This window comes from Caballeronia eucalypticola (genome assembly GCF_047608185.1).
In the GTDB taxonomy this organism is placed as follows: Bacteria; Pseudomonadota; Gammaproteobacteria; order Burkholderiales; family Burkholderiaceae; genus Caballeronia.
The window spans coordinates 1-26,475 of sequence record NZ_JBLKRU010000072.1 but is presented as its reverse complement, the minus strand read 5'-3'; the positions used below and the strand labels follow the sequence as shown (position 1 = coordinate 26,475).

Sequence of the window (26,475 nt, the reverse complement as noted above, 5' to 3'; positions counted from 1 at the left end):
GGCGGTCTCAAGTCGAAGTGCAACAACTGGTCTAATGTTTAGATGACGTTGCGAGATCCGCTGCTTTTAGTGTCGCGGCAAATACCTCGAAGGGTGAATGAAACGCATGCGTAGCACGAGGGCGGTTGTTCAAGCTGTCTGCAATGACGTCGAGGTCGGCCTGACTATGGACGGAAAGGTCGGTGCCTTTGGGCAAGTACTCGCGCAACAGGCCGTTGGTATTTTCACAAGTTCCTCGCTGCCACGGGCTGTGTGGATCGCAAAAATAGACATTCACGCCTGTTTGAGCGGCAAGTTCTTGATGCCGTGAGAGTTCACGCCCCTGGTCGTAAGTGAAGCTGTGACGCAAGTGCTCGGGGATCGAGTTGAGCTTGGCGGAGAAGCCAGCCAGTGCAGATTCGGCTGTGGCATCGTCCATCTTAGCCAGCAGCACTAGACGGCTGGTTCTCTCCACCAACACGCCCACTGAAGAGCGATTGCCTTCGCCTTTAATGAAGTCGCCCTCCCAGTGCCCGGGCATCACGCGATCCTCTATTTCAGGTGGGCGCACGTGAATGCTGACCATATTTGGAATTTGCCAGCGGCGATCACTACCCCGTGTCCGCGACATACGGGCGCGATGAGCACGACGCAAACAAGCAATGAGTTGACGCCGTAGTTCGCCGCCTGGGTGGGCGTAGATAGTGGTGTAAATCGTTTCGTGCGAGACCTGCAAAGTCGGATCGTTTGGGAACATACGCTTGAGGACTCCAGAGATTTGCTGAGGCGACCAACGCCACTCCAGCAGCGTGAGGACGACCCTCCAGCAAGCGCTGTGAGGCCCGAGTTTGGGCGCGACCGCACTGTTGGATCGTCGGGCCGAACTGAGTGCGTGCGCCGCTGCTGGGACATAACCAAGCACAGAACTATTGCGCCTGAGTTCGCGGCTAAGGGTAGAGGCCGAGCGCCCGAGTATTCGGGCCATGGCCCGAATACTAGAACCCCGTTGACGTAGGCTCGCAATCTCCAAACGTTCCTCAGCTTGCAACTGCTCGTACTGATTTGCTTTATGCATTACAACACCTTATACGCTTTGGTGTTGCGCTTTGGTGTTGCGCTTCAATTTTGAGCCCGCCTTGCATCGTCTTATAAGTACCAATTCCCGGTGCACGCGGTCGGATATAACTGGTTGCAATCTAACGCGCAGTCGGCCCAACGCTTGAGTAAGCAGATAGCCTCCTTTATGGCGTACTACAAGTCAAAAGGGCTGATGTGCGAGCGGGTCATTCTCGTAACTCATTCTATGGGTGGTCTAGTCGCGCGATATTACTCACAATGCACAGGAGGAGCGGAAACGGTTCTCGGTGTAGTTCATGGAGTGATGCCCGCGACTGGCTCAGCGACGGCATATAAACGCGTAAAGACCGGGTCTGAAATGCCAACTGGGTTTGTCTTAGGTGCGGACGCGGCCCAAATGACTGCGGTTTTCGCTCAGTCACCTGGACCGCTACAACTTTTACCCAGCCCGGAATATGGGATGAATTGGCTACAAATTCGCGATGGTTCCAAGGTCGTGTCATTGCCAGCGTCGGACCCCTACAGTCAGGTTTATACCGCGCGCGGGGAATGGTGGAGCCTTTGCGACGATAAGCTCGTAAACCCCTTAGACGGGTCGAAAAAAGCCATTGAAGCTGATTGGTCCTCGTTTGAGCAGCTAATAAATCAAGACGTACTTAGTTTCCATCTTGCTCTAAGCGGAAAGGACAAGACTGGCGAATATCACAACAACACATACGCATTCTATGGAGACGATGCGGCTCACTCGACGTGGGGTGACGTCGTTTGGGAGCGGACCCGGACAGCGGTTAGTCAAATCTTCGGAAAGTACAAGGCTATTGACGATATGGCAGTTGGGGCAGTGAAACGAGACGGCGGAACGGGATCTCAGACGTTGCTCCAAGAAAGCGAGGGTGTACCCATAACTACCAAATTCTCATTGCGATCGGCCAATGAGAACGGAGACGGGACAGTTCCAATTCGTTCAGGTCGCATTGCGAACAAAAACGTAAAAGCCTGTGTCGCATACAGCAACGTAGATCATGAAGGTGCATATAAGAACTTGCCACAGCAACTATTCGCGCTGTGGGCCGTGACAAAAATCGCGTACGAAGTTCGAAATACGCCAATGGCATACAACGCATGAAGGGCGTAGCAGCGTTGTTAGCAGTCAGCTTTTCAATCTGCTGTGGTGCTTGCGACATGCCGAAACCTATAAAACAAGAGGAAACGAAAGCGGTGAGTGAATTGACAAAAGATCTGACGGCGCGATGTGTCGGCCGTTTCGTAGTCGATGTTCCGAGCGACGTAATGACCTTTGGAAACGCTAAATTGCGGGGGGTGACGGTGGACTCGACTCCGATGACTGAGGAGCAATTTACTCGAAACATGTCACAGACCGAGGCAGATTTGAAAGCCGCAAAAAGCGTCCTTGGGTATCAGTTCTTGTTCGATCACGGAAAAGGACCGGTCGAGAGGAGCATGTTCTTCATCCATCTGAAGGGCGTGGAGGAGCCGGGAGATAGCAGCCGAGTTATCGACGCGTACAAGTGGCATAACGGATTCCGCCTCAAGCTGCAGATCGAAGCATCGGACTTCACAAAGTCAAAGATGAAAGACGCCCCGTCCGTAAAGAAGATGGCGATCCAAAACGATGTTCCTGCGAAAGCTAGCGTCGTATTCGATATGTTGCGTCTCATCCAAGGGCGTGCCGAAAATGACATCCCGCTGAAGCCGGGAGTGTGTTTCCTAGGCGGCTTCCTGCCTGGCGTGGCAACGTCGGAAGAGAACGTGTCTACTCAGTTTGTTATAAGGGGGAAACCCGACGTGAGTCTGTTTCTGGAGACAGACGCCGACATCCACGAGGAGACGACGCTTTTGCAACGTGGTAGAGAAATCGATGCCATGTTAAGCAACACCGACGGAGGACGGACGATTCGCAAAGGTCCTGTCGGTTTGGAAGGGCTTCAAGGCGAAGAATGGTTAATGGCGGGTCTAAGTCCCCTCAATGTGCAGGGACAATCCTTCATGTTCGAAGCAAACTCCAAAATCGGCAGCGCGCAAACGCCGTTGCTTGGATTCAAGATGCACAACGGTTGGGGGAGCCGCGCGCTTGATGTGCCGAGTATCAAAGAGGCTTCTCTTACAGAGAACGAAGCCGTCGCGCTTTGGGATGCGGTATCAAGAACGTTGCGTCCTCGATCGAACGGCTTCTAAAGCGAATCCTTATGGCAGTTGACCATCAGCAATTACCGAAGGAAGAACCTGAATCGGCAACTCCGCCCTCCAGGCTCGTTTGGACCATTGTCTTCGTCGTACTGCTCGCAGCAGGAGGCGCAGCGACAGCTCTGATATGGCCAAAATACATACCGACCAATGACTGGCGATTCTGGGCGACGCTAGTCGTTCTTCCTTCTGCGCTTGCTAGCTTCATCGTTTCTCGCCGACTAAGCGCGTACGAGGCAAGCAACCTTGATATTCAAGCGAGAAACGAAGTCGTTCGTGCGTACAACCAAAGGGTTTTTGACGCCGCGGGCGAACCCTTCGCTGTACTTGCTGCGGCATATCGCTTTTCGTTTGATCGGAAAGAGAACGCCCTGGACGGAGTTCGCGATAGGTCAACGAAACTTGTCTCGCAGGCTGCGATCGCGCAGGACGCACCGCCGGTCCATGCCCGATGGCTGCTCCTGCCTTCTATCAAACTTGCACCGGGTTCTCCTGCCTCTGACAAGAGACGGCACATCGAGGTCGCTAAGTGGCTCTTCGGCGAATTGCTTGACGAGCTTGCGCAGGCCATCAAAGCATTGCCTCAAGGAATTTCGCTGGACGTTCATTTCGCCATGTCGAGTCTGCTTTCGATTGAAGAGCGAGACAGCCTTTGGAACGATAAATGGGAGGAGCTCGGCTTGCGGCACGCTGATATCGCAACCAAAGAGTCCGATGTCAATCTCATGACGCTTGACCGGTGGTTGGATCAGACGATAGAAGCACCAGAAAACAAAGCTCGACTGGTCGTCGCCGTTCAATTGCATGTTCTTCAGAGTAAGTCACCACCTCCCGGATCGGCAGAAGCCGCTGTCGCGCTGCTCGTGCTGCCTGAAGGCGCAGCGGCCAGACACGCAATGATATCGACCGCAAATTTGCATCGACCAGCAAGTGGTGGATTTCTGCAAGCGAAAGAGGCCATATGCCCTGCGCTCAAATGGGCCCGAGTGGCAGCCCCAGAAGTCAAGAGCGTTTGGGAGACGGGTTTCGACGACACGCAGTGGGGACAAGTCATTTCGGCAGCCGGCTTTCTCGGTTTGCCGAACAATGCAATTAAGGTAGACCAGTCGATCGGTTTCGCAGGTGTTGCCGCGCCTTGGCTAGCAGTCGCGTACGCCGCGAAGTCTCTGTCCGATAAAGAGCAAAGACAAATGGTATTTGCTGGTTCGGAACACGCGTTCGACTGTGCCGTGCTTGTCCAGACAGCGGCGGCGGCCGCGCCGCCATCTTGCCCTTAGCCGAATCATCGGCCAGAAGCTTGTTGAACACGCATCGCGGCGTGTCGATACCCCAATTTAGCAATCACAGGAGATGGACACCATGACAAAGCGCTACGACATTATGCAGGGCGACATGACGACGAGCGGGGCAACTATTCTGAAAAGCGATTCGACCGACATGCTGGGAAATCGGGAGCAGGCATACGAAGGCGACCCGGTGGCATGCCCTGTATGCAAGACGATCGGACGAATTGTGTGTGTAGGACCTCGCCATTCAATGACATCTCCAGATGGACGCGAAGCAGCGCTCAGCGACGACATTTGTTTGTGCCTTTGTCAGCCAAGTACGCACTTTCTTCCCTCTCAGTACACCTCGTACATGGAAGTGTGACCCGCAAACGTACATACGCCCCAGCATATTGGTTCACGGACCACCTAAAAATAGGAGGTTCGCTTAGACTTCAGAAGAAAGCGTTGCAATGAAAAAGCTGTCCTTAGATGTACTTGGCATAACCGCGTTGGCGCTCGCAGTCGGTTTGATAATTCTCGTGTGGGGCAAAGAATTTGGCATCGCAACGCCAGAAGCGCGAAGCAACTGGGTTGCAGGAATCGCGATTTGCGCGATGGCATTTGCTTTCTTCTTCGCATTCGACAATCGAGCGAGACTTAGTACCGCCGCGCGCGACCTTGCGAGATGGCTGCATATCCAAGCACCTGAAATGGTTGCCACCACACAAGGCGCGCTGGCAAAGTCGACGAGCGCGGCGAAGTCGACAGGAAGCGGTTTGATCGGGCTGCGCGAATACTTGCGCTTGGAGCACGGCATTCGCTGGCGCTACCGTCAGTCGTGGCTTTTGGTGACAGGTAACGAAGCAACAATTACCCGCGCTCTGCCGGATCTGGCTGAAAACGGCTGGCTCGTTACTGAACACGTGGTGCTGCTATGGAACAAGGGCGACACTGGCGGTCGGCTGGACGACGACTGGCTTCGTCAACTGTACGCGCTTCGTCACCGTCGTCCGATCGATGCCGTGATCCTCACCATTGACGACACAATTCATTCATTGTCTGAGCGCCAAGGCATGGCTTCTCACAGCGTAGGCCTGGCGCGCATCGCTGCCGCGCTGCGTTGGTCGGCGCCCGTATATGTGCTCGACATCGCGAAAACTGACCCCTTTAACAACGGTCGCACGGCCTTGCTCGGCTGCGAATTTGCGCCTGACGCCAACGAGCGGTCGGTCGAATCAACCTTGCTTGAGTTGCGCAGCCGTATCGGACATATGAGCATCGGGCAATTGATCCGAAGCTTCAAAGACCAATACTCCGAGCAGTTGTCGGAGCGGCTCGATACCCGTAGCGCGCCGCTGGCCGCATTGATAGCATCGTTAGCAAATCGCCCGGCGCGACATCAACCTGTGAGTGGAGCCTTCTTCGCGCCGTTCCCTGTCGCCGCTGACGCAGGCGTTGTTGCAAATCCAAACGCGCTTACCAGCGCCGATCTGCCGCTATGGAACCATCTCGCCAAGATCGCACGCAAGCAGCGTGGTCGACGCATGGGCTGGCATCCGGTAACGGTATTCTCTACGATCGCCTTGACCGTGATCGGCCTATGGACCGCCGGCATGCTGATTTCCGGCATGAGCAACGGCCGCAGCGTGGCTCAAGCGCGCCAGGCGATTCAAACGCTCAAGACCGCCCCTGATCCCGCCGCTCGTCTGCAAGCCTTGCTCGCCCTGCAGCAGCAGATCAGCCGCCACGAAGATCGCGTCGCGCATCAGTCGCCGTTATGGACCCGCTTCGGTCTGAATCAGGATGCATCGATCCTCGCCGCGCTCTGGCCGCCCTATGCGAACGCTAGCAAATCAGTCCTGGTCACCCCGATCCAGCAAAACCTCGAAGCGACGTTGGTCGACTTGAGCCAGATGCCCACCGATTCTCTCGATAACCAGGCGAACGCTGCCGCTCAAGAGGGTCACAAAGCGCTCAAGACGTACCTGATGCTCGCTGAACCAAGCCGGGTTGACATCGGTTTCATCACACCGCAACTCATGCATTACTGGAGCACGAACGCAAACGTTTCCGTCGGCGCGAAACTTGATATCTCTGAACAACTTGCAGGGTTCTACGCGCAACACTTGAAGGCCCACGACGCGTGGCGCATCCAGCCTCGATCAGAACTGGTGAACGCATCGCGTCAGACTTTGCTATCGGTCATTGGCGTGCGCAATTCCGAAGACACGGTTTATCAAAGCGTGCTGGCTGGTGTGGGCAACAAGTACCCGGACCAGACTCTGGCATCGCTCACAGCGGGCACCGACACGCGTGGGTTGCTTCGTACGAGCGCCAACGTCCCGGGCGTCTACACGCGGCAAGCGTATGAAGGCTACGTCGCAGCGGCCATCACCGAAGCCGCCAAGAGCCGCGACGTTACGCGTGACTGGGTACTGGCTAACACGACCGATCAAACGCTGCCCGCCACATCAACGGACGCTCTCGAGCAGTCACTCACCACGCAGTACTTCAACGACTACGCCGAGCACTGGCAGGGCTTCATGAATGCGCTGCAATGGCAAGCTGCGCCGAACATTCCCACGGCCATCGAGCAGATGAAACTACTCGCCGATGCGCGTCAGTCACCCGTTATAGCATTGATGAAGTCACTCGATTATCAGGGGACGGCGGGAGTGCGTCAGGCGTCGTTATCGGACACCTTGGTCGCTAAGGCACAGAACATCCTCGGTAAGAAAGACGACCCCCAAGCGACCGCAGCCAACGACGCGGGGCCGCTGTCGGCATCGTTTGGACCGGTGCTTCGCTTGATTGGACAGGCAAGCGACACTGCTCCAACGAAAGGCAACGCACCGGCAAGCGATGTCAGCCTGCAACGCTACATCGAACGCGTCACAGCATTGCGCCTGAAACTCCAGCAACTAAGCAACGGCACCGACGGCGACGCCCAGGCACGACAACTCGCGCAAGCTCTTTTCCAGGGCAAGGGGTCTGAACTTGCCGATACCCAGGCCTACGCGCAACTCATCGCGGCAAGCCTGGGCGCCGAGTGGTCCGGCATGGGCGATGCGCTCTTCGTGCGCCCCGTCGCGCAAGCTACACAGATCGTGTTGCAACCCGCGCAAACAAGCCTGAACGATACGTGGCATTCATCCATCGTCGTCAACTGGAACAAATCGTTTGCGGGGCGCTACCCCTTCGATAACACCGCCAACGACGCCTCCATTCCCGAACTCGCCCGCTTTATCCGGCCGCAAGGCGGATTGATATCGACGTTCCTGAGCACGCAGCTCGCTGGCGTATTGGAGCTGCAAGGCGATCAATGGGTGGAAGTGAACACGCGCGGCGGTGCATTACAGTTCGATCCGGCGTTTCTAAAATCAGTGAACACGCTGCAGCGAGTCGCGGGGCATCTAATGGCAGGGGGCGAGCCGCAGTATCGCTTTGACTTCAAGCCCGTTCCGACACCGGGTATTACCGACACGGTCTTGACCGTCGATGCGCAAAAGCTGCATTACTACAACCAGCGCGAGACATGGCAGGGCTTGATCTGGCCATCGAACGATCCCGAGACCAAGGGCACGCGTCTGCAATGGCAGACCGAACAGGCCGGCACAAACAAGAACTTCGAGTTCGGCGGACGATGGGCGCTCGTTCGGATGCTGGAACGAGCGAAGGTCGAACCTATAGACGGCGCGACGTTTCAGCTCACGTGGCAAGCTGCGCCTGACACCCGAATGATGCAAGTGGCACCCGCAGCTACGGCATCGACAGCGCAAAAGCTACCGCACCAAACGGGCGACGACTGGAACGCTTCTGCGCAGGAACTAAGCGCATTAACCGAGCATCCCGCGCTCGATAGCCTCGTCACTCAGGAACCGCTTACCGCCGCACCTGCGAACCTGACTTATCCGCTGAGCTATCTGATGCGCACCGACGTCGGCAAGGGGCCGCTTGAACTGCTCGCATTGAAGGGATTCGTCCTGCCTAACCGCATGTTCATCGACAAGCCGGCGCGTGCGGCGAGCACAAACACATTCGCCAACCCGCCTCCGTTGCCCAAAGCCGCACGTGAAGACGCGAAACACGCCGTCACGCCCTTGCCCGACCTTATCCGCTCCGGCTCACTATGAATTCCCTCGCATCGCCACAGGCCGCTATTCCAGCTATCACAGTAGTCCTACCGCAAGGAGCCCTCACCGCATGATCACCTTCTCGAAGCTCCTCAACGCACTCTTCGGCGCCCGCACGCCGTCCGACCTCGCGCGCTCCGCGCAATCGCAATGGGATGCGTGGCTGCAGCCGATCATCGAACTGCATCCGGGTGACGTTGCGACCGAGGCCGCGCATGTCGGCGAAGATCCGGGCTACGACGACGGCTTCCTCGCAATCAAGGAACAAGTGGCGAAGCTGTCGGACGTCAACGACGCGCTGATTATCGACACCGCCGAACGGCTTCTGAAGCACACGGCGAAGGATGCGCGCGTGGCGGTGTATTACGTCTACGGCCGCATGCGCCGCGATGGCGCGCAAGGTGTGGCTGAAGGCTTTGAACTGTTATCGGCACTCATCGATCGTTTCGACATGGACCTGCTCCCGGCCCGTGCCGAAACTCGCAGGACAGCGCTCGAATGGCTCGCCGGCGCGACCTTTGCTGACCGGCTCGATCGCGTTCAGGGACTGACGGGTGACTTGCTTGAGCGCGCGTTGTCGGCGCTTGCACTGATTACCGAGCGCACCGCCGAATGGCCGGACAACGCGCGGCCGCAATTGAGCGGGTTGTATCGGCGTTTTGAGGGGCGGATTGAATCGCCGAGTGCGTCGGACCATGCATCGGACCACGCATCGAACAATGTGCCGAAAGCCTCTCCATTTGGGGCGAGCACAGCCGCGATACTGCCCTCATCAACCGAAGTGTCATCGACCCGCGATCTGCTCGATCGTGCGCGCCAGATGGCGGTGTTCCTGCGTGAACAACCGCAAGGGTATTTGGCCGCTTATCGCCTCATGCGCTGCATCCGATGGGACACGCTCACCGAAGTGCCGCCGTGCGATCCCACCAGCAAGACGCGACTCGTTCCGCCACGCGCCGAACTTCGCGCGCAACTCAAGCGTTTGCTCATGCAAAAGCAATGGCTTGAACTCCTCGATCGCGTTGAACTTGCGTTCGCTGAAGGCGCAAACCACTTCTGGCTCGACCTGCAATACTACGCATTCGTCGCTCAGGAACAAGCAGGCGGTGAATACGCGCCCGTACGCGATCTGGCCGCAACCGACTGCGCGCTGATGCTCGAACGCCTACCCGGTTTCCACTTGCTGTCCTTCTCCGACGGCTCCCCTTTCGCCGACGACTCCACACTCGAATGGATCGCACGTTACGCGACCGTTCGCGATATCGATCGCGGTGAAACCGTAGTCCCTGTCGCGGCGCAATCGGCAAACACGGACTGGGCGGATACCGAAACAAAAGCCAACAATCTCGCCTCCAAGGAAGGACTGGATTCCGCGTTCTCATTTCTGCAACGCCTGCCCGCGCAAGACGGAGATCGAGACCGATTCGTCAGGCAGTTGGTCATGGCACGCGTCGCCGAGCGCGCCGAACGTCCGGACACGGCGCTGCACCTTTTATCGAACGTGGAGTCGGCCGCTAGCCGCTTCGAGTTGTCCCTATGGGAACCCTCGCTCGCGTTCGAAGCCAAGCAGCATCTGATGCGCCTGCTCAAAGTCCGCATGACCCGCAAGGATGCCGATAAGCCCGCGCTCGCTCAGCGCATCGAAACGTTGATTGGCGAGCTGACCGCGATCGATGCCGCCCGCGCCGTTGCGCTCGACTAGGCCCTAAAAAAAACCGTGAACAAACCAAACGATAACGACATCCTGCGCTACTACGAAGCCGAAATGCGCTATCTGCGCGAAGCCGGCAAGGAGTTCGCGCAAGCCTTTCCCGACCGCGCGAAGATGCTGAACATCGACCGCATCGGGGACCGCGATCCGCACGTCGAACGCCTGTTCGAAGGTTTCGCCTTTCTTGTTGGACGTCTGCGTCAGAAACTCGACGACGAATTGCCTGAGCTGACTGAAGGTCTCGTCAGCATGCTCTGGCCGCACTATCTGCGGATGATTCCATCGCTGTCGATACTCGAAATCACGCCCACGGAAGGTTTGCTGCAAAGTCATGAAGTACTCGCAGCAGGTCTTGAAGTGCTGGCCGATCCAATTCACGTCGATAAAGAGAGCGTCGAGTGCATCTATCGCACCACGCAAGCGGTCGACTTGTATCCGGTCAAGCTGATCGAAGCCAACGCGCACGCACGCGAAGATGGCCGCTCGGTGATCCGGTTCAGGTTCGAATTGCAGCCGCAGATACCGCGCGCGCAAATGCACATACCGCGTCTGCGGCTTTACCTGAATGCGGATCGACCGGTGGCGCTCAGCCTCTACACCGCATTGACCGCGGCACCGCTCGCGGTTCACGTTCGCATTCCCGGTTATCCCGAGGACCGTCCGGGACTGCCGCAAACCATGCAAGGCCTGCGCGTGGAGGCGGCCGGATTCAAGGCTGACGAGCGCCTATGGCCCAAGGCCGACAACGCGTTCGGCGGTTATCAACTGCTGCTCGAGTACTTCACGTTCCCCGAGAAGTTCATGTTCGTGGATCTCGTGGGACTCGACATGCAGGCAATCCCTCAAGCCGCGCCGTACTTCGATGTCGAGATCGTGCTGGCGCAACCTTACCCGGATGACATGCGCTTCACGGCAGAGAACGTGCGGCTTTTCTGCACGCCGATCATCAACCTGTTCAACATCCAGGCCGATCCGATCACGGTCTCGCATTTCGAAACGGAGTATCGCGTACATACGGTGAAGGCACGCGGAGACTTTGTGGAAGCGTATTCGGTCGACTCGATAGTAGGCTTCGAAACCTCGAACGGCTCGCGTTTTGAGTACGCGCCATTTGCATCGTTCCGTCACCGCGGCGGCATGTTGCGCCATGAGATGCCCGAGCGATACTTTCATACCCGTGCACGACGCGGTCCTTCGGGGCGGTTCGATACGTGGGTGGTCTTGGGCGGCCATGCATGGGAGGGCGAGACCACGCTGCCCGACGAAACGCTATCTCTCTCCGTGACCGGTACAAACGGCATGCTGCCACGCAAGGGTCTACGCGAAGCCAGTATCAACCGAACGCGCGGCGGCTTTACGAATGTCGCATCGGTGAGAAATCTGACGGCGCCAACCTTGCCCGTGTACCCGCCAACAGGCGACCGCTTTCATTGGCGCGTGCTCTCGCACCTGGCGCCCAACTATCTCTCTCTGCACGATGCCGAAATCCTGCGCGGCAGTCTTGCGCTTTATGACTGGACAGATGGCGAGCTGAACCGTCGGCGTATCGATGCGATCATCGACGTCAAGCATCGACCGCTGCAGAAGCTCGTCAAAGGTGGGTTGCTGCGTGGCGTGGAAATTGAAGTCACGCTCAACAGCGACAAGTTTGCGGGCGACGGCGATCTCGCGTTGTTTGGCGAAATGCTGAATCGCTTCCTTGCGCTGTACGCCACGATGAATATCTATACGAAGCTAGTTATCGTCTCGTTGCCGAGTGGCCACCGGATCACGTGGCCCGATAACAAAGCTGAGGGAGCACCGTTTTGAACGCGCCGCATCGAGAGTTTCCGGTGTCCGACGAGCGCATGCTGTTGCCCGCTTTGCTGCAAGACGCAACCCGCATGAACTTCATGCGCTTTTGTGAGTTGATTGAACTCGCGGCGCCGGATCTGCCGTCACTGGGTTCAACTGACTCGTTAAAAAACGAGCCAGTCCGCTTTCGCTCGCGCGCTCGGCTCGGATTTCCAGGCAAGGAAATTGACGCGGTCGAATTCGATTACGACGATGCATCGAAACCCGCCGCCGTCCGCACGACTTTCCTCGGACTCTACGGCGTCGATGCCCGCATGCCGTCATATTTCATCGATGAAGTCGCGCAGAATCGCGACGGCGCGGAGTCTTTGTCGGCGTTCCTGGACATGTTCCATCACAGGATCGCGACGCAGTTTTACAGGGCGTGGCGCAAGTATCGATTCCCCGCGGGGTTTAAGAAAGGGGGTACCGACAATGTGTCCCGCTGCCTGGTCAGCCTCGTGGGACTGGGCATTGGGCATCCGGCGATCGAGCAGACAGTTGGCACACGCAAGCTGCTGTCAATGCTCGGACTCGCCAGCCAGCGAACCCGCACGGCCGAAGGTCTTGCGGGCGTGCTGCAACACGCCATCCCCGACGCAACGATTACGGTCACCGAGTTTCATCCGGTATGGATTCAGCTAAACGAGTTCGAGCCGACGGCGTTAGGCGAAAACTGCGTACTGGGTCGCGGTTTCTACGATCGCGGCAATTGCGCGCGAGTCGTGATCTCGCCGACAACGTCCGAATCGGTATTAGGTCTGACACCCGGTCGTCAAATGCACAGCGAAATCATGGCGCTGCTGCGCTTTTATCTTGGCTACGAATCGAACGCGCATCTGGAGATGCATGTCTCGCCGGACTTGATGCCGCGAGCGGATATCGCGTCCGATCAAGTTCGTCTCGGCTACACAAGCCAGTTGCAACAAATCGAACGGCCCTATGCGACAGGCGCCATCACGCGCGTGCAACTTGGCACGTGGGACGGTCGAAGCGCGAACACGCGCACAACACATTAAAACAATGGAACGCAGCATGAATCCCACGATAGTCCGACAGACGCAACTCGCCGCTGCGGCGTGCGCCATCCTCGCTTTAGCGGGGTGTGGAGTAGGGCAAGCAGTGAAAACCGGAACCGTTGACGCAGCAAAATGGGCGTTCACCACGCAGGTTAAAACCATGAATCTCGACTTCGTCAGTCGATCCTCGTCGAATACCAGCGGCACCGGACAATCGTTGTCGACGGTCGTGCGAATCTATCAACTGAAGACGCCTGAAGCGTTCGATCAACTCGACTACGCGCAATTGCAAACCAATGACGTGGATGCGCTAAAGGCAGACCTGCTTGCGTCGACGGATCTTGTGCTCCGGCCTAATGCGAACGCCAGCATCAGCGAACCGATGAGTGACGACGCGGAGTACGTCGGTATCGTCGCGTTCTTCCGTGATGACGGGCGGGATTCGAAGTGGAAACTCTTGGTACCGAAGAAGCAATGGAAGAAGAGCGATCCGGTCAAGATCGAGATGCGGGACAGCTCGCTAAGTGTTGCTGGTATCAGCGGCGAGGCCGTCAGGAGGCATAGTGCGCCGCAAAGCGCGGGTCCCGGCACGGCACAACCCGTCAAACCGAGCGCGGCGCCGACAGTCAAGCCGGCGAGCAAGGGCACGCTCGTAAAAGATGATTGGGCACGGCCGGTCTGATCGTGCGTCGATTAACTTTCGGTCGGACAGACGACTGCCCGGTTAATCGACCATTCGACGAATCGACCGCTGGAATCGCGATCGCAATCAGTGCCGCAAAATCCCCCTCACTTCGCCGTAGGCATCGCGAACTCAGCGCCCTTCTCCGTGCTTTCCGGCCACCGCTGCATGATCGATTTCTGACGCGTATAAAACCGCACGCCTTCTTCGCCATACGCGTGCGTATCGCCGAACAAACTACGCTTCCAGCCGCCGAACCCGTGCCATGCCATCGGCACGGGAATGGGCACATTGATCCCGACCATGCCCACTTCAATGCGCCGTCCGAACTCGCGCGCGATGTGGCCATCACGTGTATAACAAGCAACGCCATTGCCAAACTCATGTGCGTTGATCAGGTCCACCGCTTCGGTGAAGTCCTTCACCCGCACACACGCCAGCACCGGCCCGAAAATCTCTTCCTTATAAATCCGCATCTCAGGCGTCACGTGATCGAACAACGTACCGCCCGTGAAGAAACCTTCTTCATGTCCCGGCACCTTCAAACCGCGTCCATCGACGACTAGCGAAGCGCCCTCTTCCACACCCAGCGCGATATACCCTTCAATGCGCTCCAATGCCTGACGCGTGACGATCGGGCCCATTTCAGCATCCGACTCCATACCGTTCTTCACGATCAGCGTACGCGCGCGCTCAGCCAGTCGCGGAATCAATTTATCAGCGACATCGCCCACCAGCACAGCCACCGAAATCGCCATGCAGCGCTCGCCCGCCGAACCATAACCGGCACCAACCAGTGCATCAATCGCTTGATCGAGATCCGCATCGGGCATCACGACCATATGATTCTTCGCACCACCCAGCGCCTGTACGCGCTTGCCGTGTTGCGCGCCCGTTTGATAAATGTAATTCGCGATCGGCGTTGATCCCACGAAGCTGATGGCCTTCACATCGAGATGGACGAGCAGCGCATCGACCACGACCTTGTCACCCTGCACCACGCTGAACACACCGTCGGGCAGACCAGCTTCCTGCAACAACCCCGCCATGAACAACGACGCCGACGGATCGCGCTCGCTCGGCTTCAGGATGAACGCATTGCCCGCAGCAATCGCGACCGGGAACATCCAGCACGGCACCATGCATGGGAAGTTGAACGGCGTAATGCCCGCGACCACGCCAAGCGCCTGACGCGTCGTCCAGTTATCGATACCCGTGGACACCTGCTCGGTATAGTCGCCCTTCAATAGCTGCGGAATGCCGCAAGCAAATTCGATTACATCGATACCGCGCGACACTTCACCCTGCGCGTCGCTGAACACCTTGCCATGCTCGGCAGTGATGATCGCGGCGAGCTCATCGCGGTGCTTGTTCATCAACTCCAGGAAACGCAGCATGACGCGCGCGCGCCGGATGGGCGGCGTCTCGCTCCAGGCGAAGAATGCCTTCTTCGCGCCGGCGACAGCGGCGTCTACATCGGCGACATCGCCCAGACGCAGCGTGCGTGCTTCCTGACCGGTCGCGGGATTGAAAATCGGCTGGGTGCGCGTGCCCGTACCGGGAACACGGCGGCCCTGGATAAAGTGGCCGACGTCCGCGCGATCGCTGAAGCTTTGCATGATGTGACACCTGAATGTGATGGGAGTCTTCAGAGTGTAAGAACGTCAGACGCGCCTGCAAAGGCGCTATGATTGAAATGATTGTTTTCTATGGTGAACAATGAAGATATGGAAACGCAACGCGTCGAGGCGCTCTGGACCCATCTGTATTGGCTGACCATTCTCTCGCAGCAAGGCAGCTATACGCGCGCCGCCACGCGGCTCGGCGTAAGCAAGGCCGCCATGAGCCAGCGGATTGCAGAACTGGAGCGCGCAGCCGGGGTTTCGCTGGTGCAGCGCACAACGCGCAGCGTGCGGCTGACGGAAGCCGGTCAGCGTCTCGTCGATCAAACCCGTGATCAATATGAAGGTATTGCGCAGAGTTTCGCGGGCGTGCGCGATTCAGCGGGTATCGCTCGCGGCGAGCTGCGCGTCACCGCCCCGGTGGCGTTCGCTCGGCAGCAACTCGTGCCGCATCTGTCAGCCTTTCTGCGGGCGAATCCGGAAGTACGCGTGCAGCTCGAAGTGTCCGACCGCATCAGTTCGCTTGCCAGCGAAGGTTTCGATCTCGCGATCCGCCACAGCGCCGCCGCGCCGGAAACGCATGTGGCCTGGACGCTGTGCGCCACTCACTCGGTGATCGTGGCGACGCGAGCGTATCTGCGCCGGCGCGGCACACCCGCCTCGCCGCAGGATTTGGCCGCACATGACTGCCTTTTCTATCCGCGTGCGCAAGAGGCGCCCGCCTGGACATTCGAACGCGCAACAGGCCGCAAGGCAGCAACCGAGCGCGTGACCGTGCCGATCAACGGGCCGTTTTCTGCCAACAATAGCGAAACGCTGCGCGACGCCGCACTCGATGACCTCGGCATTGCGCTGCTGCCCGATTTCAGCGCGCAGGCCGCGCTGCGCAGTGGTCAGTTGATCAAAGTGCTGCCGGAGTGGCAGCCCAAGGGCGGGTTTGCTGAACAGCTTTATGTGGTCCGGCCCTACGCGTCGCACGTGCCGCGTGCAGTGACCGCGTTTGTCTCCTATCTGCGCAAGACCTTCGAAAGCGGCTTCTCGGATTAGCCTTGGCGCGGAATTAACGGCTGGTTGCCCGATTGTCGATCCACTTGACGATTTCGGTATGGTAAGTGCGCGGCGCCTTTGCGACCGTTCGCTCCGCCAGGCTCGCCAGCGTCTGCGCCTCAAGCACCTCGTTCATGCGCTTCTCGGCGTCCAGCATCACGGCGTGAATGGAGCACGTGCCGCTCGTCGCCCACTTGGGCGCGGTATCCCCAAAGATTGCGCAGCGCGCGCGGATTTCGCGGCAATCGAAAAGCGGCTTCGGACCGTCGACGGCCTGCACTACGTCAAGCACCGTAATCCGTTCCGCCGGTCGCGCGAGCGTGAATCCCCCGCGTGCTCCCTCCGTGGCGACGGTCAATCCCGCCTTATGAAGTTTCGTGAAAAGCTTGGCCACGTAATCCACCGATAACCCTTGCAGCTCGGCCAGATCGCGCACGCTCGCCTCGCCCACGCCTGCGGGTGCGTCGGTTAAATACAAAAGGCAATGCAGCGCATATTCGACGCCCGAACTGATGTGGCTCATCTTATCTCCGACTCAACAAATCCTAGTTACCGAATTCTACGCAATCATTTTACGATGAACAAGTTCTATCAATCGCACTTGCAAAATTTAACTACGACAACTACAGTCCTAGTTATGCATGTGACGGACTCTTGGTGTCGAGCCTGCAAATCACATCGCATGACGTCGATGTGAAATGAACTGATCAATGAATGGAATCGAAAAATGACTGATAGCAGCAAGAGAATCTTGGTTGTTGGCGCCGGTTTCGCCGGTATGTGGAGCGCGCTAGGCGCTGCTCGTCTGCTGGACATCGCAAACAAGACGGGAGAGCAGATCGAAGTGGTGTTGATTGCGCCCGAGCCCATGCTTCATGTCCGGCCGCGCCTTCACGAGTCCAATCCGCTTGGCATGAAAGCTCCCTTGTTGCCGCTCTTCGAGGCAACCGGCGTTCACTTTATCCAGGGGAGCGTCAGCGAAATTCGTGCGGCAGCCCACGAGGTAGAGGCCGTCGGCGCGGACGGAAACACGTTCACCGTACGGTATGACAAGCTTGTGCTGGCAAGCGGAAGTTCACTCTTTCGTCCTCCGGTTCCAGGGCTTGCTACAGCCGCATTCAGTATCGACCAGATCGAGGATGCCGCGCTTCTCGAGGCGCATCTCGGCAAACTCGCCGATCAACCCGATACGCAGGCGCGCAACACGGTGATCGTCGCGGGCGGTGGATTTACGGGCATCGAGATAGCAACCGAGCTTCCGGAGCGCTTGCGGGCAGTGTTGGGAAGTACCACGCCAGTCAATGTGATCGTCGTAGAACAAGCCGATGCAGTCGGCCCCGATCTTGGCCTCGGTCCGCGTCCTGTGATTGAGCAAGCGTTGACTGAACTCGGCATAACGCTGCGTCTGGGCACGACGGTGAGCGCTATCGATGGCGATGGAATCGTCACATCGACCGGTGAACGCATTGATGCAAAGACGGTGATCTGGACAGCGGGCATGCGCGCCAATGGCCTGACGAAAAAGCTGAATGCCGAGCGCGATCGGCTCGGGCGCCTGCATGTGGATGCGGAACTGCGGGTATTGGGATCGGAAGACATCTTCGCCGCCGGCGATGTCGCCTTCGCCGCCACCGACGACGCCGGAAATCACGCGCTCATGTCATGCCAGCACGCGATGAACATGGGGCGGTTCGCCGGCCACAACGTGGCGGCTGACCTGGTCGGCGCGACGCTTTTGCCGTATCGGCAGCCTGTCTATGTGACGTGTCTCGATCTCGGTTCGTGGGGCGCGGTATTTACCGAAGGCTGGGATCGTGAGATCAAGCTCGTCGGCGCGGAGGCGAAAGCACTCAAGCGGCAGATTTGCACCGAGTGGATTTATCCGCCCGCCGCCGATCGCGAAGCTGCCTTCGCCGCGGCCGATCCCGCGGTCTCGGTAGTCGCCTAAACGGGTAGCTGGCGCTGCTGTGCCTTGAGCACGTTGTCGGAACTCAATCCCGTCAACTGCTCATACAACGCCGGCGCGGTTGCGCCCTCTGTGTTCAGCAGCAGGACGTTCGACCGTTCATCGAGCCCAAGCGCAGCGCGATCGTCCGCGTTGCCGCTCGCCTGGATAAGTCCCGCAAGGCCGGCCGCGCCCGACTCTCCCGCCACGACGGGCACATCTCGAACGGTACCCTCGGCGAAGATCCGCATGGCATCGACGGCGGCATTGTCGGGAATGGTCATGAAGGCATCGGCGAGAACGGCCAGGAAACGCCACGCCAGCGGCGACGCGTCTCCGCAAGCAAGGCCGGCCATCACCGAGTCGACGGAGCCGGTAGCGAACGTCGCCCGGCCTTGCAGCGCGCTTTGAAACAGGCAGTCTGCCTGGACGGGCTCGACAATCACGCACGATGGCCGCTGTTCACCGAAGCGTTCGGCGAAGTAGCTCATAACACCCGCTGCCAATCCGCCCACACCGCCTTGAACGAACACGTGCGTATAAGGTTCTTCGCCCCCTTGCTCGATAGCTTCGGCTGCGATCGTCCCGTATCCCTGCATCACATCGCGCGGGATGGTCTCGTAGCCTTCGTACGAGGTATCGGAGACGACGTGCCAGCCATGCGCTTCCGCCAGACGCGCAGCTTCCTTCACCGACTCGTCATAGTTGCCATCGATCTGCACGATCTGCGCGCCCAACTGTTCTATGGCAATGCGCCGCTCATCGTTCACGTGACGATGCAGCACGATCACACAGCGGCAGCCAATGCTGCGCGCCGTTGCCGCCAACGCGCGGCCATGATTGCCGTCAGTCGCGCTGATGACCGTGAAATCCTGCAGCTGCGCCTTGTAATGCCCAGCGGTTAACTTCGCCGGAACGAAGTCCAGCTCAGGCCAAAGGCGTCGAATCAAACGGATCAGCGCAATCGGTGCACCCAGCGCCTTGAAGCTGCCAAGCGGGGAACGATGGCCTTCGTCCTTCACGCTGATCGACCCAACGCCCAGCCGGGCAGCAAGATCCGGCAGATCCCACAACGGTGTGGGACCGGCATTCAATCCATCCCACGCCGATAACCACGCGCGGCTTTCATCGGCGGCTTGAATGTTCAGGATATCGCGAAGCGATTCGTCGTAACGCCCCCGGCGAGCGCTGGTGTTATGTTGCAGCATCAAACTTTCCTCTGGTTCTGGTTATGGCTATCAACGGCCGGCAGTTTCGTGCGCACGATTTCGGCTAGATAACGCGCGCCAATGGGCAAAACGGCGTCGTTGAAATCGTAACGAGCGTTGTGAAGGGGCGTCGCACCCGGCTCGCCCTCAGCGCCATTGCCGATGAACGCAAAGTTTCCAGGCACCACCTGAAGGAACGCGCCGAAGTCTTCAGAGATCATCATCGGGGCCACGTTGCCGTCCACGTTCGCGGCGCCCACAATCGCCGTCGCTGCCGCGATCGCTGTCGGAACGCACTCCGGCGTATTCACCGTGGGAACAAACTCATGCGTGTATTCGAACGAACATTCGGCGCCGTGAGCCGCGCAAACGCCCTCGCTGATGCTGCGCATCCTGCTTTTGAGCAAGCGCTGCACGTCAGGCGTATAGCTGCGGGTATCGCCCTTGATGATCACCTGTCCGGGAATCGCGTTGCGAATACCATCGGTGAACAACTCCGTACATGAGACCACCGCGTGCACGCCGGGGTCGACACTCCTCGATACAACCGTCTGCAAAGCCAGCACGATCTCTGCGGCAATCACAATGGGATCGATGGTCATATGCGGTCTTGCAGCGTGACCGCCTCGGCCATTGATACGGATAACGAAGTTATCCTCACTCGCCATGATGCCACCGGCACGCGTTGCAATAGCTCCCGCTCGCAGGCCTGGAATGTTGTGAACGCCATAGATTTCGTCGACAGGGAACCGCTCGAACAGTTTGTCGGCGATCATCGCCTTCGCGCCCTTGCCGTGTTCCTCGGCGGGCTGGAAGATGAAACGCACGGTCCCGTTGAAATCGCGCCGCTCGCATAAAAGCTTTGCCGCACCGAGCACCATGCTCATGTGACCATCATGGCCGCAGGCGTGGGACTTGCCGGCACGAACGGACACGTGATCGCGCTCCGGTGCTTGCTCATGGATGTTGAGCGCATCCATCTCCGCACGCAGACCAATCACACCGCGACCATCGCCACAAGACAGGCTCGCGACAAAACCCGTTCCACCGATACCCCGCGTCACCTCAAGCCCGAAGCCCTCAAGTACCTCCGCCGCGAAGGCGCTCGTCTCGTGTTCCTCGAAACCCGTTTCGGGCGCGCGATGAAAGCGGTGTCGCCACTTTGTCAATTGACGATCGAAGTCCAATGCCGCGCTGCTTGTGTCCATTGTGTTTCTCCCCATGTCCGCTCGATTCCTGGTGTGCTCCAGTATAGGAACCGTCGAGCGAGAAAAAATCTCGATTAGATGCCGATAGCCGATAATTCCGTTCTATTTCTAGCTCTAAACTCAACGAACAGCGCGTTCCTCCTAAGACACGCCCAAACGCGGCGACACCGCGCCCAGTTGCGCGCGGATGGCGTGTTGCTGAAGGACATGGCTATTGTCGAGTATCGGTGGACTGGACAAGCAGAATGACGCGCTATTGCGCGCGTTCGAGCGCCGCATGATGGCGGAAAGCGATGTGATGGCCTGCTACGAAGTGTCGGGCGAGTTCGACTTTGCGCTGATCGTGAGCTCGGCTTCCATGGAGCGGTATCACACGCTCACGCGATGAAGTGCCCGAAGTTCGAGACGAAGATTCGGACCGATGACCCGGAAGAGCCGGACGGAGCATCGGCTTGAACATGGTTCAACCCTTCGCCGTTCGCCTCAATCCCGCAACAAACGCAGCGATGCGATCGCAAGCCTCTGCGAGCCGCGTTTCATCGACGACGAAACCCAGCCTCACGTAACCGCTCGCCGTCTCGCCGAACGCGCTTGCATCGAGTACCGAAACGCCTTGCGCGCGGAATAACTGCCAACTGAACTCATAGGCATCCAGGCCCGTGCCGGTAACGTCCACCATCATGAACATGCCGGCTTCGGGCAACAGGCAATGCAAGCCGGGCACGTCGCGAAGACGATTGAACACGACGTCGCGACGACGCCGGTAAATCTCGCGCATGTCCGCCGCGATCCGCGCGCGGTTTTCGAGCGCGGTCAACGCCGCTTCCTGGATGAAACCCGGCAGGCCGTAGAGCATGCAAAGCGCCAGTCGCCCGAGATGTTCGATCAGCGTCTTCGGCCCGATCACCCAGCCCACGCGCCAACCGGGCATGGCATGCGACTTGGACAAGCTGCCAATCGTAACGGTACGCTCGGCCATGCCATCAAGCGAAGCAATGCTCACATGCTCGCGCTCAAACGTCAGGTCCGCATAGACCTCATCGGCAACAATCCATAGATCGTGCTTGCGAGCCAGTTCGGCAATGCGCTCAAGGTCTTCGCGCGGCATCACCACGCCGGTCGGATTGCACGGCGTCGCGAAGAAAATTGCCTTGGTTCGCGGGGTAATAGCAGCCTCAAGCGCTGCACAGTCCAGATGAAATGCCTTCGCGGGATCAACGGCCACAGGCACCAGCGTGGCTCCCGATGCCCGGACGCTGGCCTCGTAAGTGAGATACATCGGCTCAGGGACAATGATCTCGTCGCCCGCTTCGCACAGGCATAGGGAAGTAGCGAAAACTCCGTTCTGCGCACCCGCGACCACGATCACGTTGCTCGCATCAACGGTCGTACCGGTTTCACACGAATGATCCCGCGCGATGGCCGCACGCAATGGCTCGCGGCCTATCACTTCAGCGTAATGCGTGTCGCCGGCGCGCAGTGCTGCGACAGCACGATCGACAATCACTTCGGGTGTAGCGAAGTCCGGATCGCCCACGCTCAGGACGATAACGTCCTCGCCGTTTTGCAAAGCCTGCTGAGCAGCGTGATGGATTTCCCATGCAGACGTGCGCTTGCCTTGCAGGCGCTCGACGAGGTTCGAATACTTCATGCGCTCACTCCCTGAAGCGTGACGATCGACTCGGCACGCGATGATTTTTGCTTCGATCGTTTCGATTATAAAGTCCGCCGGAACGCAAACGTCAAGCGCGCGTGTCGCCGACCCTTCGGCCTTTCGTCCTCTCGCCCACGCTCTCCGCGCCAAGATTTGCCGCCAGATAACTCAGCAACGCCTGGATGCGCAGCGAACGCCCCTTGCGCGTAGGCACCAGAGCGATGACCGGCGCGCTGCCGAAATCCCACTCGCTCAGGAGCCTCACCAGCTTGCCTGCCGCGACCGCATCCGCTACGTCCCATTGCGAGCGCAGCACGAGCCCCAAGCCTTCTTCCGCCCAACGGCGTGCGACGCTGCCATCGTTCGTGGTGAACGCCGGCGTAACGCGCAGCGTGGTTGGCGACGATGGTTTTTTGCCCGCGTCCGACCTTCGCCGGCGCACGCGCCAGAGCGTTACGTCCTCATCGTTTTCGCGAATGCAGATGCAGTCGTGCTCGAGAATCTCGCGTGGTTCACGCGGATAACCCCGTGCCGCGATATAACCCGGGCTCGCACATAACCAGCGTTCGTTCGCAAGCAACGGCCGCGCGCTCCAGGAGGAGTCGCGGACAGTGCCGATCTGGATCACGATATCGGCGGCATGACTGTGAGGCCAGGGCGTTTCAAGCAAGTCGAGTTGCAGGCGAATCCCCGGATTCGCGCGGGCGAACCGCGCGAGCAACGGTGCAATATGCACGCGTCCAAAACCGAATGGCGCAGCGATTCGAATATGTCCGGCGAGTTGTGCGGTTTGTTCGCGGAAGGTGTCGGGGAGAGCCTCGATAGCGCTCAGCAACCCTTGCGCTTCGCGCGCCAGTCTTGCGCCGTCCGCGGTGAGCGACATATGCCGTGCGTCGCGCGTAGCGAGCGTTACACCCAGCGACTTTTCCAGTTTCTTGAGCCGCATGGAGAGCGCCGACGGCGTCACGTTCAGGACACGCGCCGCCGCGCTCAGCGACTCCGAGCGCGCGAGCATGGTTACAAGCCGTAGATCAGCGAGTTCCATCGTTCAATTTTACTTAAGGATAGATGTGCCTGAATTTAACCACAGCTTAGGCTTTCATCAGTAAAGTCGCTTCCATCATGCCAAATCAATCTATCCCAACTTATCCGAAAGCAGTGCTGTTCGACTTGCTGACCGCCCTCCTCGATTCGTGGAGCCTGTGGAATCGCGCCGCCGGCAGCGAAACCGAGGGCGGCGCCTGGCGTGCGGAATATTTGCGCCTGACCTACGGCTGCGGCGCCTACGTTCCCTATGAAGAACTCGTGCGTCAGGCTGCAGTGCAGGTCGGCTTGCGTGAATCGGCCGCACGCGTGCTCGAAGCGCAATGGCTGCAACTCGCGCCCTGGAGCGGTGCGAAAGAAGTGTTGCGCAAGCTCGCACCGCATTGCCGGCTGGCGATCGTGACCAACTGCTCAAAGCGTCTCGGCGAGCAAGCCGCCGGTTTGTTCGATATCGACTGGGACGTGATCGTGACGGCTGAAAGCGCGGGCTTCTACAAGCCCGATCCGAGGCCGTATCAGATGGCGCTCGATCGACTGAAAGTCGATGCGAACGACGCAGCGTTTGTTGCCGGTTCGAGCTACGACATGTTCGGTACAGCCGCGACGCGCTTGCGCACTTACTGGCATAACCGCGTGGGTCTGGAGCTTGTGCAAGGCGCGCAAGCGCCGGAGTTGGAAGCCCCTACGCTCGACGCGTTGCTGCCTTGGCTGCGCGGTTTCAACTTATCGAAGGGAACGTCCACGTCATGACGCTTGATCAGATCGAAACTCCTGCCGCGTTGATTGACCGGCAGCGCATGGAGCGCAACATTGCTCGTATGCAGAGCCGGATGGACACGCTTGGTGTCGCGTTCCGGCCGCATGTGAAGACGACGAAGTGCGTGGAGGTTGCGCAGGCGCAGCGCGATGCGGGTGCGCGTGGCATCACGGTATCGACGCTCAAGGAAGCCGAGCAGTTTTTTGCTGCGGGCTTTCCCGACATCTTGTACGCGGTGGGGATCATTGCATCGAAACTTCCTCGCGCGCTGGCGTTACGGCGCGCGGGATGCGATCTCAAACTGATCGTCGATAACCTGGAAGCTGCGCAAGCTGTGGCCGAGTTCGGGCGTGCTCATGGTGAAGTTTTCGAGGTGTGGATCGAGATAGATACCGACGGTCATCGTTCCGGTGTCCAGCCCGATGAAGCTCGCTTGCTCGACATAGGGCGCATGCTTCATGGCAACGGCGAACGCCATGGCGCGCGTCTTGGTGGCGTGATGACCCATGCAGGGTCGAGCTACGATCTCAACACGCCTGACGCGCTCGCCGAGCTGGCTGAGCAGGAACGCGCGGGTTGCGTGCACGCAGCCGAGCGTTTGCGCGATGCGGGCCTGCCCTGCGATGTGGTGAGTGTGGGTTCCACGCCGACCGCGCTTGCGGCGCAGCATCTTGAAGGCGTCACGGAGGTGCGGGCTGGCGTGTATGTGTTCTTTGATCTCGTCATGCGCAACGTTGGGGTCTGCACGACCGGTGATCTGGCGCTTAGTGTACTGACGACGGTGATTGGGCATCAGGTGGACAAGGGCTGGGCTATTCTCGATGCAGGCTGGATGGCGATGAGCCGTGATCGCGGCACCGCCAAGCAAACGCACGATTACGGTTATGGGCAGGCTTGCACGCTCGATGGCTCACCGCTTGATGGTTATGTGCTCACGGGCGCGAATCAGGAGCATGGCATTCTCGCGAATGTGGATCATCCGGGTAGCGATATTTCTGTTTACCTGCCGGTTGGGACGCGACTGTTGATCTTGCCGAATCATGCATGCGCTACAGGTGCGCAATTTCCCGTTTATCACGCGCTTGCGGAGGGTAGTGATGTGGTCGTTTGGGGGCGGTTTTATGGGTGGTAAGGGGGGCGCTCGCGCTCGTGGAACGGTTTGGGGTTTGGCGAGTTGGGGGTTAGTGGGTGGGGTTGATGCTGGGTTGCACGGGTTCTGCGTTAGCGGTTGGGTTCATTGCCGGGTTGCTGCTTTCCAGGTCTTCGCGCATTTAGTATTAGCTGATTTCTTTATCACTATTAGCCACTGCGCGTGGCGGCGCGTCATTTCTTTGTCCAAAGGTAACTAGTCAGCAGCTAAAGGCGAGGGAACGTGTCCAGCGAAGCTGAGAGCGAGCGCGGCCATGAGCGGGCGACGTTGTTTGCGCAGGGTAGCCAGATACGATCGGATGATGCAAAACGCCTGAAGTCCGCGCGCGGTGCGGAAGCACCCCGACACCTTTTGTTTGAGCTTGGGCATTCTGATATCGCGTTCGGCTTGGTTATTGTCAAATGGGACGCGATGGTCGGCGATAAAGCGCCACACTTGCTTGGCATGACGCTCGAGCCGGCCCAACAGATTGTAGGCTTCGCTTTGTTTGATTCTGCCGCGCACATCTTGACGCGTCGGGTCACGAGCCTGCTGCGGGTTAAGCTTACGGCCTTGCTTGATCAAGGCGCGGCTGCGTCGCTGATAGTGGTTTGTGCGCGTGTGGTTCAAGCTCGTATGGCCGCTGGCGATGCTGTGATCGACCTCGCGCTTGGCCTGGCGCAGCAGCTTGAGCATGTGTTCGGCCCAGGGCTGCTGGGTGGATTCCCATACCCCGATCAACTCACGCATATGATGCGCGTTGCATAACGCATGCTCGCAGTCGTAGTAGGTGTAAGGCACCCAGCCGTCGTGCACCGCGACCCCGGTAAATAAGGGCAGGATGCCGAAGCTGTCCAGTGCTTCGCGGCCACGCGTGCGGTGCGAGCCATACCACGTCAGCGCCTGGGTCGAGGCCGTGTGCAGCCAGTGCAGGATAGGTCCCACGCGCATGCC

General features: G+C 58.8%; 22 protein-coding genes. 14 read left to right on the top strand and 8 right to left on the bottom strand.

The genetic code is table 11. The annotated features are described in order from the left end of the window. Positions 1-31: 31 nt before the first annotated feature. Positions 32-1,054, bottom strand: coding sequence for an IS30 family transposase (locus tag ACMX25_RS38300; protein WP_414948293.1), 1,023 nt, complete (start codon positions 1,052-1,054; stop codon positions 32-34). A gap of 90 nt (positions 1,055-1,144) precedes the next feature. Between ACMX25_RS38300 and ACMX25_RS38295 the strand changes: the two genes are divergently transcribed. The 9 genes from ACMX25_RS38295 (at position 1,145) to tssJ (ending at position 13,907) form a co-directional block, all read left to right on the top strand. Continuing rightward, positions 1,145-2,182 carry an alpha/beta hydrolase gene (locus ACMX25_RS38295; RefSeq protein WP_414955053.1) on the top strand — a complete coding sequence of 346 codons (1,038 nt, stop codon included), beginning with the start codon at positions 1,145-1,147 and terminating at the stop codon, positions 2,180-2,182. Then, positions 2,179-3,252, top strand: a complete 1,074-nt coding sequence (locus ACMX25_RS38290; RefSeq protein WP_414955052.1) for a T6SS immunity protein Tli4 family protein — start codon at positions 2,179-2,181, stop codon at positions 3,250-3,252. The genes ACMX25_RS38295 and ACMX25_RS38290 overlap by 4 nt, the downstream gene beginning before the upstream one ends. Before the next feature lie 11 nt (positions 3,253-3,263). After that, positions 3,264-4,538 (top strand): hypothetical protein, encoded by a 1,275-nt coding sequence (locus ACMX25_RS38285; RefSeq protein WP_414955051.1) that lies wholly within the window; start codon positions 3,264-3,266, stop codon positions 4,536-4,538. A gap of 82 nt (positions 4,539-4,620) precedes the next feature. Next, the gene (locus ACMX25_RS38280; protein ID WP_414955050.1) at positions 4,621-4,911 is read left to right on the top strand and encodes a PAAR domain-containing protein; all 291 of its coding nucleotides are present in this window, start codon (positions 4,621-4,623) and stop codon (positions 4,909-4,911) included. 328 nt (positions 4,912-5,239) lie between these two features. Further along, complete coding sequence (locus tag ACMX25_RS38275; protein WP_414955049.1) at positions 5,240-8,662, top strand: ImcF-related family protein; 3,423 nt, start codon at positions 5,240-5,242, stop codon at positions 8,660-8,662. Positions 8,663-8,732: 70 nt separating this feature from the next. After that, a complete protein-coding gene (tssA, locus tag ACMX25_RS38270) occupies positions 8,733-10,364 on the top strand; it encodes a type VI secretion system protein TssA (RefSeq protein ID WP_414955048.1) in 1,632 nt (543 codons plus the stop codon). A gap of 15 nt (positions 10,365-10,379) precedes the next feature. Continuing rightward, a complete protein-coding gene (gene tssF, locus ACMX25_RS38265; protein ID WP_414955047.1) occupies positions 10,380-12,182 on the top strand; it encodes a type VI secretion system baseplate subunit TssF in 1,803 nt (600 codons plus the stop codon). A gap of 38 nt (positions 12,183-12,220) precedes the next feature. Then, complete coding sequence (gene tssG, locus ACMX25_RS38260) at positions 12,221-13,225, top strand: type VI secretion system baseplate subunit TssG (protein ID WP_414955055.1); 1,005 nt, start codon at positions 12,221-12,223, stop codon at positions 13,223-13,225. A gap of 16 nt (positions 13,226-13,241) precedes the next feature. Further along, on the top strand, positions 13,242-13,907 hold the full coding sequence (tssJ, locus tag ACMX25_RS38255) for a type VI secretion system lipoprotein TssJ (RefSeq protein WP_414955046.1): 666 nt from the start codon (positions 13,242-13,244) through the stop codon (positions 13,905-13,907). A 107-nt stretch (positions 13,908-14,014) separates the two neighbouring features. On the opposite strand, the gene ACMX25_RS38250 is transcribed toward tssJ, so the two are convergent. Continuing rightward, the gene (locus ACMX25_RS38250) at positions 14,015-15,526 is read right to left on the bottom strand and encodes a CoA-acylating methylmalonate-semialdehyde dehydrogenase (RefSeq protein ID WP_414955045.1); all 1,512 of its coding nucleotides are present in this window, start codon (positions 15,524-15,526) and stop codon (positions 14,015-14,017) included. Between the two features lie 108 nt (positions 15,527-15,634). Here ACMX25_RS38250 and ACMX25_RS38245 point away from each other — a divergent pair, with 108 nt between their 5' ends. Further along, positions 15,635-16,576 carry a LysR family transcriptional regulator gene (locus ACMX25_RS38245; protein WP_414955054.1) on the top strand — a complete coding sequence of 314 codons (942 nt, stop codon included), beginning with the start codon at positions 15,635-15,637 and terminating at the stop codon, positions 16,574-16,576. A gap of 13 nt (positions 16,577-16,589) precedes the next feature. Here the strand turns inward: ACMX25_RS38245 and ACMX25_RS38240 are convergent, their stop codons facing one another. Continuing rightward, complete coding sequence (locus tag ACMX25_RS38240) at positions 16,590-17,099, bottom strand: RrF2 family transcriptional regulator (protein WP_414955044.1); 510 nt, start codon at positions 17,097-17,099, stop codon at positions 16,590-16,592. A gap of 204 nt (positions 17,100-17,303) precedes the next feature. Between ACMX25_RS38240 and ACMX25_RS38235 the strand changes: the two genes are divergently transcribed. Beyond that, a complete protein-coding gene (locus ACMX25_RS38235) occupies positions 17,304-18,524 on the top strand; it encodes an NAD(P)/FAD-dependent oxidoreductase (protein ID WP_414955043.1) in 1,221 nt (406 codons plus the stop codon). Here the strand turns inward: ACMX25_RS38235 and ACMX25_RS38230 are convergent. Both ACMX25_RS38230 and ACMX25_RS38225 read right to left on the bottom strand, forming a co-directional pair. Next, positions 18,521-19,729, bottom strand: a complete 1,209-nt coding sequence (locus ACMX25_RS38230) for a diaminopropionate ammonia-lyase (protein WP_414955042.1) — start codon at positions 19,727-19,729, stop codon at positions 18,521-18,523. The genes ACMX25_RS38235 and ACMX25_RS38230 overlap by 4 nt on opposite strands. Then, the gene (locus tag ACMX25_RS38225; protein WP_414955041.1) at positions 19,729-20,937 is read right to left on the bottom strand and encodes a M20 aminoacylase family protein; all 1,209 of its coding nucleotides are present in this window, start codon (positions 20,935-20,937) and stop codon (positions 19,729-19,731) included. Before ACMX25_RS38225 ends, ACMX25_RS38230 begins: the two co-directional genes overlap by 1 nt. 214 nt (positions 20,938-21,151) lie before the next feature. Between ACMX25_RS38225 and ACMX25_RS38220 the strand changes: the two genes are divergently transcribed. Further along, positions 21,152-21,325 (top strand): Lrp/AsnC ligand binding domain-containing protein, encoded by a 174-nt coding sequence (locus ACMX25_RS38220; protein WP_414955040.1) that lies wholly within the window; start codon positions 21,152-21,154, stop codon positions 21,323-21,325. Positions 21,326-21,400: 75 nt separating this feature from the next. Here the strand turns inward: ACMX25_RS38220 and ACMX25_RS38215 are convergent, their stop codons facing one another. Together ACMX25_RS38215 and ACMX25_RS38210 are read right to left on the bottom strand one after the other, a co-directional pair. After that, positions 21,401-22,588, bottom strand: a complete 1,188-nt coding sequence (locus ACMX25_RS38215; RefSeq protein WP_414955039.1) for a pyridoxal phosphate-dependent aminotransferase — start codon at positions 22,586-22,588, stop codon at positions 21,401-21,403. 91 nt (positions 22,589-22,679) lie between these two features. Then, entirely contained in the window at positions 22,680-23,636 is a 957-nt protein-coding gene (locus tag ACMX25_RS38210; protein WP_414955038.1) for a LysR family transcriptional regulator, read from the bottom strand. A gap of 77 nt (positions 23,637-23,713) precedes the next feature. Here ACMX25_RS38210 and ACMX25_RS38205 point away from each other — a divergent pair, with 77 nt between their 5' ends. Then, positions 23,714-24,385 carry an HAD-IA family hydrolase gene (locus ACMX25_RS38205; protein WP_414955037.1) on the top strand — a complete coding sequence of 224 codons (672 nt, stop codon included), beginning with the start codon at positions 23,714-23,716 and terminating at the stop codon, positions 24,383-24,385. Beyond that, positions 24,382-25,524 carry a DSD1 family PLP-dependent enzyme gene (locus tag ACMX25_RS38200; RefSeq protein ID WP_414955036.1) on the top strand — a complete coding sequence of 381 codons (1,143 nt, stop codon included), beginning with the start codon at positions 24,382-24,384 and terminating at the stop codon, positions 25,522-25,524. Before ACMX25_RS38205 ends, ACMX25_RS38200 begins: the two co-directional genes overlap by 4 nt. Positions 25,525-25,737: 213 nt before the next feature. Here the strand turns inward: ACMX25_RS38200 and ACMX25_RS38195 are convergent. After that, positions 25,738-26,475: IS66 family transposase (locus ACMX25_RS38195; protein WP_414953521.1), on the bottom strand; the 738-nt coding region annotated here is incomplete at its 5' end.